Consider the following 14591-nt stretch of genomic DNA (forward strand, 5'->3'; position numbering starts at 1 on the left):
AAACATCATAGGACGTACCGAGCACCCAGCTAAGACTGAGTGGATCACTTGAAAAGGATGATTCATGAAGACAGGGATGTTCGCGCTGGCGCTGGGCTTGCTTGCCCTGCGCTTCCTACCTGAGTTACCGACCACTGGATGGCTGATAGCCATGCTGGTGCTGGTTTTGATGCTGCTGCCATTTCGTACGTCTCCCTTGGCGTTTTTCCTGCTGGGCTTGAGCTGGGCGTGCATCAGTGCGCAATGGGCGCTGGATGATCGCTTGCCACCGGCGCTCGATGGCCAGACGCGATGGTTGGAGGGGCGCGTCATTGGGTTGCCACAACAGACCGGCACCGGGGTGCGTTTCGATCTGGCCGACAGTCGGTCGCGTAACGCCCGGTTGCCCAAGCGCATCCGTGTGTCCTGGCACGGTGGGCCCGAGGTACGCAGCGGGGAGCGCTGGCGCCTGGCAGTCACGCTTAAGCGGCCGTCCGGGCTGCTCAATTTTCACGGTTTTGATCAAGAGGCATGGTTGCTAGTCCAACGCATTGGCGCCACTGGCTCGGTAAAAGACGGTGAGCGCCTGTCGCCGGCCCGCCATGCCTGGCGCGACACGGTCCGCCAACGGTTGATTGCCGTCGACGCTCAAGGTCGCGAGGCGGGCCTGGCAGCTTTGGTGCTGGGGGACGGTTCCGGGCTGGCAGCCGAGGATTGGCAGGTGTTGCAGGACACCGGCACGGTGCACCTGCTGGTGATTTCCGGCCAGCATATCGGCCTGCTGGCGGGGCTGATCTACGGGTTGGTCGCGTTACTGGCACGCTACGGTTTCTGGCCTCGAATGTGGCCATGGCTGCCGTGGGCGTGTGGCTTGGCGTTTGCGTCCGCGCTGGGTTATGGCCTGTTGGCGGGGTTCGGTGTGCCGGTCCAGCGGGCCTGCGTCATGGTGGGCCTGGTGCTGCTGTGGCGTTTGCGCTTCCGTCATCTGGGGTTCTGGTGGCCGTTGTTGCTGGCGCTCAATGGTGTACTGATCCTTGAACCATTGGCCAGCCTGCAACCGGGGTTTTGGCTTTCTTTTACGGCTGTTGCCGTATTGATCCTGGCTTTCGGCGGGCGCCTGGGGCCGTGGGGTGTCTGGCAGGCCTGGACGCGTCCTCAATGGTTGATTGCCATTGGCCTGCTTCCTGTGTTGTTGGTGCTCGGGTTGCCCATCAGCGTCAGTGCGCCGCTGGCCAATCTGGTGGCCGTGCCTTGGATCAGTCTTGTGGTGTTGCCGCTGGCGTTGCTGGGGACCGCCATGCTGCCGCTGCCATATTTGGGGGAGGGCTTGCTGTGGCTGGCGGGTGGGGCGCTGGATGCGTTGTTCCTGGGTCTGGCATGGCTCGCAGGGCAAGTGCCCGCGTGGATACCTGCCGATGTGCCCTTGGGTTACTGGCTGATCAGTCTGATGGGCGCAGTGCTGTTGTTGCTGCCCAAAGGCGTGCCGTTTCGGCTGTTGGGCTGGCCGATGTTGCTGTTGGCAGTCTTTCCACCGCGTGAGCCGGTGCCCCATGGGCGGGTGGAGGTGGTGCAGTTGGATGTGGGGCAGGGGCAGTCCTTGATTCTGCGTACCCGGCATCACACGTTGCTTTACGACGCCGGCCTGCGGTCTGGCACAGTTGATCTGGGGGCTCGTGTGGTATTGCCGTCGCTGAAAAAACTCGGCGTCGAGTCACTGGACATGATGTTGCTCAGTCACGCTGATGCCGATCATGCCGGTGGGGCAGCGGCTGTTGCCCGAGGGGTGCCGATCAAGCGGGTCGTGGGCGGTGAAACCGAAGGGTTGCCAGCGTTTCTCGGAGCCCAGCCATGTATCAGTGGCGAGCAGTGGGAATGGGACGGTGTGTCATTCGAGTTGTGGCAGTGGTCTGAGGCTATTAATGGCAATCCAAAGTCTTGCGTTCTGCAGGTCCAAGCCAATGGTGAACGGCTATTGCTCACCGGGGATATTGATCGCGCCGCCGAACGGGCATTTCTCGACTCACCACTGGCCGTGCGGACCGATTGGCTGCAAGCCCCTCACCATGGCAGCCGGAGTTCGTCATCCTGGCCTTTTCTACGGCGGCTGGCACCCACGTCAGTGCTGATCTCCCGTGGGCGTGGCAATGCGTTCGGCCATCCTCATCCACAGGTGGTTGAGCGCTACCAGACGCTGGGCAGCCAGTTATATGACAGTGCTGAGCATGGAGCGGTGCGCTTGCAATTGGGGGCTTTCCTGCCACCCATTGTTGCGCGTAGTCAACGCCGTTTTTGGCGCGAAGCGTTACCGTAATTCGACGTTACTATAAGGCTGGAGCCTACGACAGGCGAAGCCATGGGTGACGAACCCCGTTGCCGAACCTGTATGGTAAAGTGGCGCACTTTTTCGAGGGGACATTCACTGTGTGGGAATTGGTCAAATCCGGCGGCTGGATGATGTTGCCGATTATCTTGAGCTCCATCGCCGCACTCGGCATCGTTGCCGAACGCTTGTGGACCCTGCGCGCCAGTCGAGTCACGCCCGAGCATCTATTGGGGCAGGTCTGGGGCTGGATCAAGAACAAGCAACTGGACAAGGAAAAACTCAAGGCATTGCGCGCTGATTCGCCTTTGGGCGAAATCCTCGCCGCGGGCTTGGCTAACTCCAAGCATGGCCGCGAGATCATGAAAGAGTGCATTGAAGAGGCCGCCGCCCGGGTTATTCATGAACTGGAGCGCTACATTAATGCTCTCGGCACCATCGCTGCCATGGCACCGTTGCTCGGTCTGCTGGGAACGGTATTGGGCATGATCGATATTTTCAGCTCATTCATGGGGTCGGGCATGACCACCAACGCGGCGGTGCTCGCCGGGGGGATTTCCAAGGCCCTGATTACCACGGCAGCAGGCTTGATGGTCGGTATTCCTGCGGTGTTCTTCCATCGTTTCCTGCAGCGGCGCATCGATGAGCTGGTGGTCGGCATGGAGCAGGAGGCCATCAAGTTGGTGGAAGTGGTGCAAGGCGACCGTGATGTGGACCTGGTTGGGGGCAAAGCGTGAAATTTCGCCGCAAGCAACGGGAAAATGTCGATATCAACCTCGCGTCGCTGATCGACGTGGTATTTATCCTGCTGCTGTTTTTTGTCGTCACCACCACCTTCACCCGGCAGACCGAACTGCGTGTCGACTTGCCGGAAGCGGTGAGTGGTTCGCCAGCGGAAGACCAGGAAATCAAGCAACTGGACATCGCCATCAGCGCCGACGGCGTGTTCTCGGTGAATAACCAGTTACTGGAGAAAAACGATCTCGCCAGCCTGATGGTCGCCCTGGAGAAAGAATCCGGAGGAGACACCAAGATGCCGTTGTCCATCAGTGCTGATGGCAAGACCCAGCACCAGGCCGTTATCACCGCGATGGACGCCGCCGGCAAGCTCGGTTTCAGCCATCTGCGCATGAGCACTGTCGAGGCGGCGAGCCAACCCTGATGTCCATGTCCGATCGTTTGCTCAAGGCCTGGTACGAGGGTCATCCGGCGCTCGCGTTATTGCGGCCGTTGGAGTCTTTGTATCGCCGCGTAGTGCAGCGCAAACGCGCGCGGTTCGTGGCGGGCGAGGGCGACATTTATCAATCACCCGTGCCGGTGGTGGTGGTCGGTAACATCACCGTAGGCGGTACCGGCAAGACGCCGTTGATCCTGTGGTTGATCGAACACTGTCGGCGCAATGGCTTGCGTGTAGGTGTGGTTAGTCGAGGGTACGGCGCCAAGCCTGCGCAACTGCCATGGCGCGTCGAGGCCAGCCAAAGCGCCGAAGTGGCGGGTGACGAACCTTTGTTGATCGTGCAGCGTTGCGGCGTGCCCATGATGATCGATCCCGATCGCAGCCGTGCGGTCAAGGCACTGTTGGCCAGCGAGCCGCTGGATCTAATTCTTTCTGATGATGGTCTGCAACACTATCGCCTGGCCCGTGACCTGGAACTGGTGTTGATTGACGCCGCCCGTGGCCTTGGTAATCGTCGTTGCCTCCCGGCCGGGCCGTTGCGCGAGCCGGTCGAGCGCCTGCAGAGTGTAGATGCGCTGCTCTATAACGGCGCAGTATCAGATCGCGACGATGGCTTTGCCTTCCGCCTGCAGCCTACGGCACTCGTCAACCTGTATACCGGCGAACGCCAGTCGGTGGAGTATTTTCAAGCAGGTCAACGGGTGCACGCGGTCGCCGGTATCGGCAACCCGCAACGTTTCTTCAACACCCTTGAAACGCTACACTGGCAACCGATACCCCATGCGTTTGCCGACCATGCGCCCTACAGCGCCGAAGTCTTGAATTTTACTCCGTCATTGCCGCTGGTAATGACCGAGAAGGACGCGGTGAAGTGCCGCGCCTTTGCCCAGCCCGACTGGTGGTACCTTGCGGTGGATGCAGTGCCGTCACCGGCGTTCGTCGCGTGGTTCGACACTCAGCTGACGCGCTTGTTGCCCGCCCGTCGCTTGCCTTAAAACACTTCTTTCCAGGAAACATTCATGGACACCAAACTGCTCGATATCCTTGCTTGCCCGATCTGCAAAGGCCCGCTCAAGCTCAGCGCCGACAAAACCGAGCTGATCAGTAAAGGCGCGGGCCTGGCATATCCGATACGTGATGGCATCCCGGTGATGCTGGAAAGCGAAGCCCGCACCCTGACCACCGATGAGCGCCTGGATAAATGACCACCGCCTTTACCGTTGTCATTCCCTCGCGTTACGCATCGACCCGCCTGCCAGGCAAGCCGCTGCAATTGATCGGCAGCAAGCCGATGATCCAGCTGGTGTGGGAACAGGCTTGCAAAAGCAGCGCTGATCGGGTGGTTGTAGCTACTGACGATCCACGCATTATTGACGCGTGCAAAGGCTTCGGCGCCGAAGCGGTATTAACCCGCGAAGACCATAACTCCGGCACCGACCGCCTGGCCGAAGTGGCCACGCAGCTTGGTCTGGCGCCTGACGCCATCGTGGTCAATGTACAAGGCGACGAACCGTTGATTCCGCCGAGCGTGATCGACCAGGTGGCCGCCAACCTGGCTGCCCATGGTGAAGCGCGCATGGCCACTCTTGCCGAGCCGATTCACGACATTGAAACCCTGTTCAACCCGAACGTGGTGAAGGTGGTCAGTGATGTGAATGGCCTGGCGTTGACCTTCAGCCGTTCCACCTTGCCCTGGGCGCGTGACGCCTTTGCCAAGAACCGAGACGTGTTGCCGGAGGGCGTACCGTACCGCCGGCATATCGGCATCTATGCCTACCGCGCAGGTTTCCTGCATGACTTCGTCAGTTGGGGGCCGTGCTGGTTGGAAAATACCGAATCCCTGGAACAACTGCGGGCCCTGTGGCACGGCGTGCGTATTCACGTAGGCGATGCGTTGGAAGCGCCGCCTGCCGGTGTCGATACCCCGGAAGACCTTGAGCGCGTCCGTCGCCTGCTGGGGGCCTGATGGAGGTTCTGTTTGTCTGCCTGGGCAATATCTGTCGCTCGCCCACCGCTGAAGGCGTCCTGCGCCATAAATTGCGCGAAGCCGGGCTGGCCGGGCAGGTCGAGGTTGCTTCTGCTGGCACCGGCGACTGGCATGTCGGTAACCCGCCGGACCAGCGCAGCCAGCGTGCAGCGTTGGTCCGCGGTTACGATTTGTCGGCCCAGCGTGCCCAGCAGGTCTCCCGTGCTGACTTTGCGCGTTACGACCTGATCCTGGCGATGGATAGCAGCAACCTGCGTAACCTCAAGGCGCTACAGTCAGGGCAGGGTAAGGCCGAACTGGATTTGTTTCTGCGCCGCTACCATTCGGAAGTGGACGACGTGCCAGACCCGTATTACGAGGGCGAGCAAGGCTTCGAGCGGGTGCTGGACCTGATCGAGCGGGCCTGTGATTTATTGGTGATCGAATTGAAGGGGCGGTTATGACCTTGCAAGTGCATGCGCAGGTTTCGCTCAAGCCATTCAACAGTTTTGGCATCGACGTGCGCGCCCGGCTTTATGCCGAGGCCCGCAGCGACGCCGATGTGCGAGAGGCATTGGCTTACGCTTCGGCCCAAGCGTTGCCCTTATTGGTGATTGGCGGTGGCAGCAATCTGCTGCTGACCCAGGACATACCTGCGTTGGTGCTACGTATGGCCACCCAGGGCATTCGCGTGCTGCACGATGACGGCGTGCATGTGGTGGTTGAAGCCGAAGCGGGCGAGGCGTGGCACCCATTTGTACTTTGGACATTGGCGGAGGGCTTTTGCGGTCTGGAGAATCTCAGTCTTATCCCTGGGACCGTTGGGGCTGCCCCCATGCAGAACATTGGCGCCTACGGTGTGGAGATCAAGGATGTATTTGCCGGCCTGACCGCACTGGATCGTCACACCGGTGAGCTACGGGACTTCAGCCTGCAAGAATGCAACTTTGCCTACCGTGACAGCCTGTTCAAGCACGAAACCGGACGCTGGTTGATCCTGCGGGTACGCTTTGCCCTGAGCCGCGTCAGCCACCTCAAACTCGACTACGGTCCGGTACAACAGCGCCTGGCAGGGCAGGGCATCACTGACGCGACGCCAAGCGATGTCAGTCGCGCGATTTGCAGCATTCGCAGCGAAAAATTGCCAGATCCGGCAGTACTGGGCAATGCCGGCAGCTTCTTCAAGAATCCGCTGGTGACCAGGGCATTGGCTGAAGAACTTCGAGCGCAGTATCCGGACCTGGTGGCCTACCCCCAGGGGGATAGGCACATGAAGCTTGCCGCCGGTTGGCTGATCGACAAGGCCGGCTGGAAGGGCTTTCGTGAGGGTGACGCGGGCGTGCACAAGCTGCAGGCGCTGGTGCTTGTCAACTATGGCAACGCCACAGGGCATGATATTGCGCACCTGGCCCAGCGTATCCAAAAGGATATCGTTGAGCGTTTCAAGGTCGAACTGGAAATGGAACCCAACCAGTACTGATGCCTTGCTGCTGATAAGTAAAAAATAAAAATGCCCCGTATCTTTCGATACGGGGCATTTTTTATTCGGCTAACAATCAGTCATCGCGGCTCATGATGCCGAAGATCTGCAACAGGCTGATAAACAGGTTGTAGATCGACACATACAGGCTAACAGTGGCCATGATGTAGTTGCGCTCACCGCCATGGATGATGGCGCTGGTCTGGAACAGGATGCACACCGAGGAGAACAGCACAAACCCCGCGCTGATCGCCAGTTGCAGGCCACTGATCTGGAAGAACATGCCTGCAACCACTGCCGCCAGCAACACGAAGAAGCCTGCGGTGATAAAGCCGCCCAGGAAGCTCATGTCCTTGCGGGTGATCAGCACGTAGGCCGACAGACCGCCAAATACCAGGGCCGTCATAGCAAACGCCGAGCTGACCACTTCCGCTCCGCCAGCCATGCCGAGGTAACGGTTGAGGATAGGGCCGAGGATGAAGCCCATGAAACCGGTCAAGGCAAACGCCGACACCAGGCCCCAGGCCGAGTCACGCAGCTTGTTGGTCAGGAAAAACAGACCATAGAAGCCAATCAGCACGACAAAGATATTCGGATAGCCGACGCGCATCTGCTGCGCTACGAACGCCATCACGCCGCTGAATGCGAGGGTAAGGGCGAGCAGGCCATAGGTGTTGCGCAACACGCGGCTGACTTCAAGCTGCTCAGCCTGCGCGTTACCATTCACTGCGTAATTCTGTTCGCGCATGGCGACACTCCTTCGGTTTTGAAACGTTCAGTCGCAAAGATCATAACAGACGCTCTGTAACAAGCGATGGCGAGAGTTTGACAGTGTGTTTCATTCGGGTATTATGGCGCCCGCTGAGACAGGATGACCTACTATAATCCTGTGACGCAAAAGGGAAATTGGCAGAGTGGTTGAATGCACCGGTCTTGAAAACCGGCGAACGTTAATAGCGTTCCCAGGGTTCGAATCCCTGGTTTCCCGCCAAGATTCAAACGAAAGCCCCCGCAAATGCGGGGCTTTCGTGTTTCTGGAGTTCTGGTTGCGGAAGACGGTTAGTCATAGGCATGCCTAAATTTGCCTATTCGAAGGATTTGAGGGTTGCATATCTCCTTCTGTAACCCGTTTGGTAACCGCCTGCTCACCGTGCACCAGTGGCTGACTCGGGTCGCCCATGTCGATAACTTTCGATGCTGTCTTGGGCCGTCTATCACGAAGTTGAAGCCACCACAGTGGCTTAGTAGCCGCGTTGTACCTCCTTTTTCTTCCTGACGCGTCGGTCCGGATTCACTCGCTCAGCATCCCCAATCAGGGGGCATGCTTAGTTTGGTCCCATAAATTGTCCCAATAATTTTGTGGCTTTTCTGAAGAGCTTTTACTCGTCATCTTTTTGTTTTTTTACTATTATCGCTCATCTGTGCACTCAAGGAAGAGAGGCTGAGCGCCTTGAGTCTGGTAGAAAATTTACACTCGATCACTGAATGAGTTATGACTTTTACCCAGAACCTAACGACTCAGCCAACCGTAATTACTTCTTGGTGAAACCGATGGATAAAATGTGTGGCATCGTTGTAGTGGTAGGACTTGCCCTCTCGGGATGCGCTACGAAAACTCCAGAAAAACCTAACGTGACTCCACCCCCTGCCGTGGTCCATGAAGCACCACCTGAAGTCGCCCATTCGACACCAGAAAATTGGACTGTGCGTTATGAAGCTGCACCTGCTGCGAACGCCAGTGCTGAATCCCCAGTCCATGCCTCTGCTGAAGCCGCTCAGTCAGAATCAGAAACAGACCTAAATCAAAATCGCGCTGAGCAATGCCGTAAAGAGCTGGATGTTTTAAAGGTTTACAACAAAGCGTCTTACGCCAAATATGAAGCGGAATACCAAGCCATTGCTGCCAAAACTGCTAAATACATGGAAATTAAAGACTCGTTAGGTCCCGATTTAAACTACATGGTTATGCCCGCTTATCAATTTCAAATTCGCGAGTTCTGCTTCCGAGTTAAAACTCGTCTCGTCGGAGCTTGTGCTTCGCCAAGCCAAATAATGACTCCACGTTAGGGGCGGTCTTTTTCCAGTAAAGGAAGCGCTGAAAAAGACTTCCGTCTCTGGTGAAGTACGTGCCTCACGGGACTCGAATGGTTGAGCGCCGATGAAGTATATGTTCTTCGCGGTTGCCGAATGCGCTGGCAAGCATAAGTAGATCCAGCATGGGCACTTCTTGGCCTAGAGAGGCTATGGGGTGTCCAAGAAGCGCTCGAATCCCTGGTTTCCCACCAAGATTCATACGAAAGCCCCGCAATGCGGGGCTTTTTTGGTTTTGGGATTTTGGAGTCAGGTGGGCAATACCTCTCACTGCCACACCCGCAGCCACTGTTAAAGGCAGTTTCTCATCTCAATCAGCAGAAAAGCTGAACCACCGAAAGCAGGCAAATCATCTGGGCAAACATCTGTGCTCGAATTGGATGCTTCATCGCCGTCACCTCGTAGGCAGTTGCTGGTGGTAGTGCCGTAGGCAATGTACATATATGCGCCAGAACGCTCGAAAATGGAAATGCAACCCTGGCTCGCCAACAACACATTCAACTGCTTCCAGAAGTATAGACCCTGTGACGAATTCGTCACGAAGCGCTCTGGCACACACTTCGAACACAATCTGCCGATATCGGTCGCACTTTTTTTGATTTCTCGGCTCTATCCTTGTCCCAGCCCCGCCGATTCCCCGCGAGGGCAGTAGAACAAGATCGGGTTTCGATGGATCGTACGTTTCCTCTTTCAATCATTCGTCGCCTACGCCGGCCACTGCTGTTGGTTGCGATGTTTGTACTCGGCGCCACTGGTTGCACCCAGCAACAGGGGCAGGACATTGCCAAGCAGTTCAGCAATGGAAAGCCCGATGAGTTCTTTCAAACCAGTGTCGATCGTATGGCGACCCTGGGCATGCGTGACAACCTGCAAAGTTTGTATTTACTGATGAGCAAGCTCTATCTGCGCAATCCCAGCCAGTGGCGACAGTCGGGTTACCCGGATGCGGTGAGTGCCGAGCGAGAGATTCGCCAGGCGATTGAGCAGCGACGACCGCTGCCCGCCTTGGGCGAGCGTCGCGATCTGGTCGCCTTGAGCTACTCCTTGAGCCCAGAGTTTCAGGGCGATCGAGTCGGTGCGTTTATCTATGCGATCGGCAGCATGCTGGTGACAGCCCATGGTGGACGCACCGAGTTCTACATAACCGACTCGATCAATCCACAGTTTGTCAGCAATGCCGCGCGCAATATCGAGAAGGCCACATGGCTGCTCAGCAAGCGCCAGGATGCGAATGGCGTGTTGCTGTTGTTTTCCAATGAGATATCGGAGGAGGGCAGCAACCTTAGTTTTGCGGTGGAATTTGGCAAGATCGTGGCGCGCCTCGATCTGCTGACACAGATGCTTGATGAACGATACCGGCGTATAGGTCTCAACTATGCGCAAAGCTTATTGCTGATGAATTTCCTGCCAGTACAGTGAGCTGCCAGCAGGCAACGCGGTAGCGTCAGCCCGATATGCACTACCCTAATCCTCGTGCAGGTAAGGTCTTTCTCTTTTGGCTGTAGGAAACAGCCTATCTTGCGCCCCCGTGCTTGAAACACCCCGACGTCGGCAATAGCCTCGGACTTTTCCGAAAAAGTGAGGCCCTACCTTGGGGAAGCGAAAAACGGTGTGGCCGACGGACCGCGAGATACGCCTGCGCTTTATCCTCTTTGCGGTGATCAACGCCGCGAGTATCGAGGGAGTTTCCGCCGAGTTGTTATTGCCTGCGCACAAACTGCTGCGTGACTCACCCACCGAGGCGCAGTTGATCGAGGCCCTTCGGGAAATACTGGCGGCTGATGAGATGTACGGGTTCAGGTTTGCGGTGGGATCCGAGGCAGACGATCTGATGCAGGCACTGGATAAGCCCGGCGATTAATCCATCTTCGTTGAGCGGAACAACTGAGGGGCAAGTGACTATTCGTCGGCCTATGCTTAAGCCGTAGGCCGCATGGCCGATGCAGTGATGACTACCCCAGGGACGCCGCCATGTTTAATCGCCGTTTGAAGAAGGATCTGCAGGACCGGGACGACGAGCTTTTCCAGTTACGACAGCTTGTTGCGCAGTATGACCGTGGCATGCTCTCCATATGCCTGGATGCCGACTTGCGGCTTACGGCCGTCAACGAGGATTTTGCCCGGGCTTTGGGCTACTCCCGCGAACAGTTGCAGGGTCGACTCCTGAGTGAAATTGTTCCGCCTTACGTCATGGATTTACCCTGTTTTCGTGACTTCAATGCAGCAATCGCCCGCTCAGAGCCGGTGAGTGACGATTACCGCTTCCTGCGCAGTGACGCCAGCCTGGCGTGGATCAACCTGACATGGTGCCCGATCAGAGGGCGTGACGGCCGGCTGTCGCAGATCCAGGGCTACGGCACCGAAGTCAGTCGCGCCATTGAGCAAGCCAAAGAAAACGAAGCGTTTATCAACGCGTTGATACGTTCGACGGCCGTCATCCAGTTCCGACTGGACGGAACGGTGGTCACCGCCAATACCCAGTTTCTTGACGCCATGGGCTACACGCTCGATCAGATCGTCGGCAAAAAACACAGTATGTTCTGCACCACGCAGGAGGCCGCTTCGAGCGGTTACGCCGCGTTCTGGCAAACCCTCAATCGCGGCGAATTTGTCGCCAGCCGCTTCAAACGCGTGGACAGCCGTGGCAACGAGGTGTGGCTCGAAGCTACCTACAACCCGGTGCACGATGCGGAAGGCAAGCTGTGCAAAGTGGTCAAGTTTGCCAGCGTGGTCACCGACCAGGTCTTGCGCGAGTCCGAGGTCAAGGCCGCCGCCGGCGTGGCCTACGAGGTGTCGCTGCAAACCGATGTCACGGCCGAACGTGGCGCCGCGGTGGTGCAGAACACTGTACAGACCATGCAAAACATTGCTCTGCAAATGCAATCCGCCACCGGGAGCATTGAGGCGTTGGGCAAACAATCGTTGCTGATCAGCGCGATTGTGCAGACCATCGGGGGCATCGCCGCGCAAACCAATCTGCTCGCGCTCAATGCCGCAATTGAGGCCGCCCGAGCGGGTGAACAGGGCCGTGGATTTGCGGTCGTAGCTGATGAGGTAAGGCAATTGGCCAGCCGTACCAGCACTGCAACCGAAGAGATCGTCAGCGTGGTCCAGCAGAACCAGCGCCTCGCCGACGAAGCCATCACAGAAATGTTCAGCAGTCGCGAGCAAGCTGAGCAAGGCCTGACACTGGCCAACCAGGCCGGCGCCGTCATCACCGAGATCCAGGGTGGCGCCAAGCAGGTGGTGAACGCGGTGGGGCGTTTTGCGAATGAGCTGCAATAGCCCAGGTATAGGGCTGCTTGGTTTTATTTGAGAATCAGGAGAGCGCTATCAAACCTTTAACCTCTGAAGAACTGGCGGTCATCGCCGAGATAGAAACGGCGTCCAATATTCTGCGGCTGACTACACGCCTGACGGATATGCGCTTCTCGGCGATCTCGAAAATGACCGATACCCATTGGGTGGCATGTGCGGTGTACGACGAGCTGCATTTTGGCGTGGAGGTCGGCTATGAATTGCAGCTTGAAGCCACGCTGTGCAACGGTCTGCGTGCTAATCCCACCCCCATCATCATCGAACACGCCAGCAAGGATCCGGTTTTCTGGCAAAACCCATTGCCCAGGGAGCATGGCTTCGAAAGCTATATCTCACTGCCGATTGTCTTCTCCGACGGCAGCGTCTTCGGAACCCTATGCGCGTTGGACGTACTCCCCAAAAAACTGGAAAACCCGCAAATGGTCGAGATACTCACCATCTTCACTCGCCTGATCAGCACCACGCTGGAATTGCAGTACAGCCGGACCTGATGCTGATGTTTCTGAGCCAGCGTTAGATCGTTTATTTCCTTAAGGTTGGTGGGTATTCCTGGTTCGAATATCCATCACATCGATTACGCTGTTTTGATTTACCAAACCGTTGTCATCACAGCGCAATCCCGGTCATCACATTACGTTTCGCTGTTGCGGTTGACTAAGCGGGCTGCGCAACACCCATTCCCGCTGCTCTGCCGTCGTCTTGTGCAGCGCTCCGGCATCACTAGAATCGGCGCCAGAACTTAGCCATTTCCTGTCGATTACGGAGTTTCGAACATGATGAACGCAATGCAGATGCCGATGAACACCGCCATGCCAATGATGCCGATGATGGGCATGCCGATGATGATGGCGACCATGAAGTGCGAAATGGCCGGTGACGCGATGATGTGCACCATGAAGCCTGCCGCCGGCATGGACATGGCTCAGTTCAAGACCAACGCCGAGATGATGGCGATGATGATGAACTGCGGCATGCCGATGATGATGCAGTGCGCCAATATGTCGATGATGTGCCTGTCGGCCGACGCCATGGCCATGATGGCGAGCATGAATATGCCGATGATGATGCCGATGGGCATGTCGATGCCGATGATGAAGTGCGTGATGGAATGCACGATGCAGGCCGATGGCATGCTGTGCAAAATGATGCCGATGCCGGGCATGAGCATGGCCATGATGGACAACTGCTGCATGCTCATGAACAAGTTGATGAGCGATTGCGCCATGCCGATGATGATGAGCTGCAACGGCATGCCAATGATGTGCTGCACCTGCTGACAGGTCCCGCGCAACCAAAAACGCCCCGAATAGTCGGGGCGTTTTGCATTCAGTCCAACCGTTCTGGGTAGGTGATCACCAGGAACGCCACCGCCTCGCTGTCCGCCGGGTTGCGGTAGCGGTGGGGCTGGTCGGCGTAGAACAGGATCGAATCGCCGGTAGACAGCAAGTAGCGCTCTTCATTGACGCTGACTTCCAATACGCCCTGGGCGACCACCAGGTTTTCCTGGATGCCTGGGCCATGGCCTGCGGACACTTCCTCACCCAGAGCGCGCAGGCGGATCTCGTAGAACTCCGACTGGCGCGCCGTATCGTAGGGGAACAACGCTCGACTGATAAACGCCCCATCGGCACTCACCAGGCGTTTGCTCTGTTGCGCCGGCAACACCTCGACCCCTTCGAATGCGCGGTCTTCCAGGAACGCCGCCACCGACACTTTCAATCCTTTGGCAATCTTGCACAGCACCTTGATCGACGGCACGCTGCGCCCGGATTCGATCTGCGCCAGCATCGCCCGGCTCACGCCACAGGCACGGGCCAGTCCGTCCAGTGACAAATGGCGCTTGCTGCGCAGGCGTTGCAGGTTATGTGCGACGCACAGGCTGATTACATCGTCGTCCGTAGTCGTTTTGGGTAGTGGGGCGGGAGGTTCGGGAAGCACATGCAGGAAATTCATCGGCCTACGCCCGGCGGGTATCGCTGGGCGTCGCAGCGTGGTTGGTAAACACCGCCAACCCTGCGCGTGCCGCGTACATCGTCCACATCAACTCAGCCGCTGCGCGGGCCTGGCGGCGTTTGCGGTGAAGGGTAAAGTCAATGACGTTCGCGGATGTTGGCATCAGGGTGATCTCGTAGGTGACTCAGTGGCTCCACAATAATGGTTAGTGGTTATTTCTTTAAATACTGAGTTTGCATGTGTTAATTCGTTTTTGGACTTAAAAAGAAAGCGGGTCCGAAGGTGTTGTGGGAAGGGTCTGGTCCAT

General features: G+C 57.5%; 17 protein-coding genes and 1 tRNA gene. 15 read left to right on the top strand and 3 right to left on the bottom strand.

The features are described from left to right. The first annotated feature begins 64 nt into the window (after window positions 1–64). From AB4N82_RS21690 to murB, 8 genes are all read left to right on the top strand, one after another. The gene (locus AB4N82_RS21690) at window positions 65–2290 is read left to right on the top strand and encodes a DNA internalization-related competence protein ComEC/Rec2 (protein ID WP_241089539.1); all 2226 of its coding nucleotides are present in this window, start codon (window positions 65–67) and stop codon (window positions 2288–2290) included. A gap of 110 nt (window positions 2291–2400) precedes the next feature. After that, window positions 2401–3036 carry a MotA/TolQ/ExbB proton channel family protein gene (locus tag AB4N82_RS21695; RefSeq protein WP_032890033.1) on the top strand — a complete coding sequence of 212 codons (636 nt, stop codon included), beginning with the start codon at window positions 2401–2403 and terminating at the stop codon, window positions 3034–3036. Then, window positions 3033–3461 (top strand): ExbD/TolR family protein, encoded by a 429-nt coding sequence (locus tag AB4N82_RS21700; protein ID WP_032889643.1) that lies wholly within the window; start codon window positions 3033–3035, stop codon window positions 3459–3461. The genes AB4N82_RS21695 and AB4N82_RS21700 overlap by 4 nt, the downstream gene beginning before the upstream one ends. Further along, on the top strand, window positions 3461–4471 hold the full coding sequence (gene lpxK, locus AB4N82_RS21705) for a tetraacyldisaccharide 4'-kinase (protein ID WP_122765461.1): 1011 nt from the start codon (window positions 3461–3463) through the stop codon (window positions 4469–4471). Before AB4N82_RS21700 ends, lpxK begins: the two co-directional genes overlap by 1 nt. A 24-nt stretch (window positions 4472–4495) precedes the next feature. Then, window positions 4496–4681 (top strand): Trm112 family protein, encoded by a 186-nt coding sequence (locus AB4N82_RS21710; RefSeq protein WP_003174668.1) that lies wholly within the window; start codon window positions 4496–4498, stop codon window positions 4679–4681. Beyond that, window positions 4678–5442 (top strand): 3-deoxy-manno-octulosonate cytidylyltransferase, encoded by a 765-nt coding sequence (gene kdsB / locus AB4N82_RS21715; protein WP_032889641.1) that lies wholly within the window; start codon window positions 4678–4680, stop codon window positions 5440–5442. Before AB4N82_RS21710 ends, kdsB begins: the two co-directional genes overlap by 4 nt. Beyond that, complete coding sequence (locus AB4N82_RS21720; protein ID WP_095184458.1) at window positions 5442–5906, top strand: low molecular weight protein-tyrosine-phosphatase; 465 nt, start codon at window positions 5442–5444, stop codon at window positions 5904–5906. The genes kdsB and AB4N82_RS21720 overlap by 1 nt, the downstream gene beginning before the upstream one ends. Continuing rightward, window positions 5903–6922 (top strand): UDP-N-acetylmuramate dehydrogenase, encoded by a 1020-nt coding sequence (gene murB, locus AB4N82_RS21725; protein ID WP_122680659.1) that lies wholly within the window; start codon window positions 5903–5905, stop codon window positions 6920–6922. Before AB4N82_RS21720 ends, murB begins: the two co-directional genes overlap by 4 nt. A gap of 76 nt (window positions 6923–6998) precedes the next feature. On the opposite strand, the gene AB4N82_RS21730 is transcribed toward murB, so the two are convergent. Next, window positions 6999–7670 carry a Bax inhibitor-1/YccA family protein gene (locus AB4N82_RS21730; protein ID WP_003174664.1) on the bottom strand — a complete coding sequence of 224 codons (672 nt, stop codon included), beginning with the start codon at window positions 7668–7670 and terminating at the stop codon, window positions 6999–7001. 152 nt (window positions 7671–7822) lie between these two features. Here AB4N82_RS21730 and AB4N82_RS21735 point away from each other — a divergent pair. The 7 genes from AB4N82_RS21735 to AB4N82_RS21765 all read left to right on the top strand — a co-directional run bounded on the left by AB4N82_RS21735 (window position 7823) and on the right by AB4N82_RS21765 (window position 13608). After that, window positions 7823–7913: transfer RNA gene (locus AB4N82_RS21735), tRNA-Ser, on the top strand. A gap of 494 nt (window positions 7914–8407) precedes the next feature. Beyond that, window positions 8408–8989, top strand: a complete 582-nt coding sequence (locus tag AB4N82_RS21740) for a hypothetical protein (protein ID WP_460102962.1) — start codon at window positions 8408–8410, stop codon at window positions 8987–8989. A gap of 693 nt (window positions 8990–9682) precedes the next feature. Then, window positions 9683–10432 (top strand): hypothetical protein, encoded by a 750-nt coding sequence (locus AB4N82_RS21745; RefSeq protein ID WP_032889588.1) that lies wholly within the window; start codon window positions 9683–9685, stop codon window positions 10430–10432. Window positions 10433–10604: 172 nt separating this feature from the next. Beyond that, window positions 10605–10874: a hypothetical protein gene (locus AB4N82_RS21750; RefSeq protein WP_032889587.1), complete on the top strand. Its 270-nt coding sequence runs from the start codon at window positions 10605–10607 to the stop codon at window positions 10872–10874. Window positions 10875–10984: 110 nt separating this feature from the next. Further along, window positions 10985–12298, top strand: a complete 1314-nt coding sequence (locus AB4N82_RS21755; protein WP_032889586.1) for a methyl-accepting chemotaxis protein — start codon at window positions 10985–10987, stop codon at window positions 12296–12298. A 17-nt stretch (window positions 12299–12315) separates the two neighbouring features. Next, window positions 12316–12822, top strand: coding sequence for a GAF domain-containing protein (locus AB4N82_RS21760; RefSeq protein ID WP_241089485.1), 507 nt, complete (start codon window positions 12316–12318; stop codon window positions 12820–12822). 282 nt (window positions 12823–13104) lie between these two features. Next, window positions 13105–13608: a hypothetical protein gene (locus AB4N82_RS21765; protein WP_164440486.1), complete on the top strand. Its 504-nt coding sequence runs from the start codon at window positions 13105–13107 to the stop codon at window positions 13606–13608. A gap of 49 nt (window positions 13609–13657) precedes the next feature. Here the strand turns inward: AB4N82_RS21765 and AB4N82_RS21770 are convergent, their stop codons facing one another. Both AB4N82_RS21770 and AB4N82_RS21775 read right to left on the bottom strand, forming a co-directional pair. Then, window positions 13658–14284 carry a helix-turn-helix domain-containing protein gene (locus tag AB4N82_RS21770; protein ID WP_032889585.1) on the bottom strand — a complete coding sequence of 209 codons (627 nt, stop codon included), beginning with the start codon at window positions 14282–14284 and terminating at the stop codon, window positions 13658–13660. Window positions 14285–14288: 4 nt separating this feature from the next. Continuing rightward, complete coding sequence (locus AB4N82_RS21775) at window positions 14289–14447, bottom strand: hypothetical protein (RefSeq protein WP_163033225.1); 159 nt, start codon at window positions 14445–14447, stop codon at window positions 14289–14291. Window positions 14448–14591 lie beyond the last annotated feature (144 nt).

This window comes from Pseudomonas sp. H1_D04 (assembly GCF_054683855.1).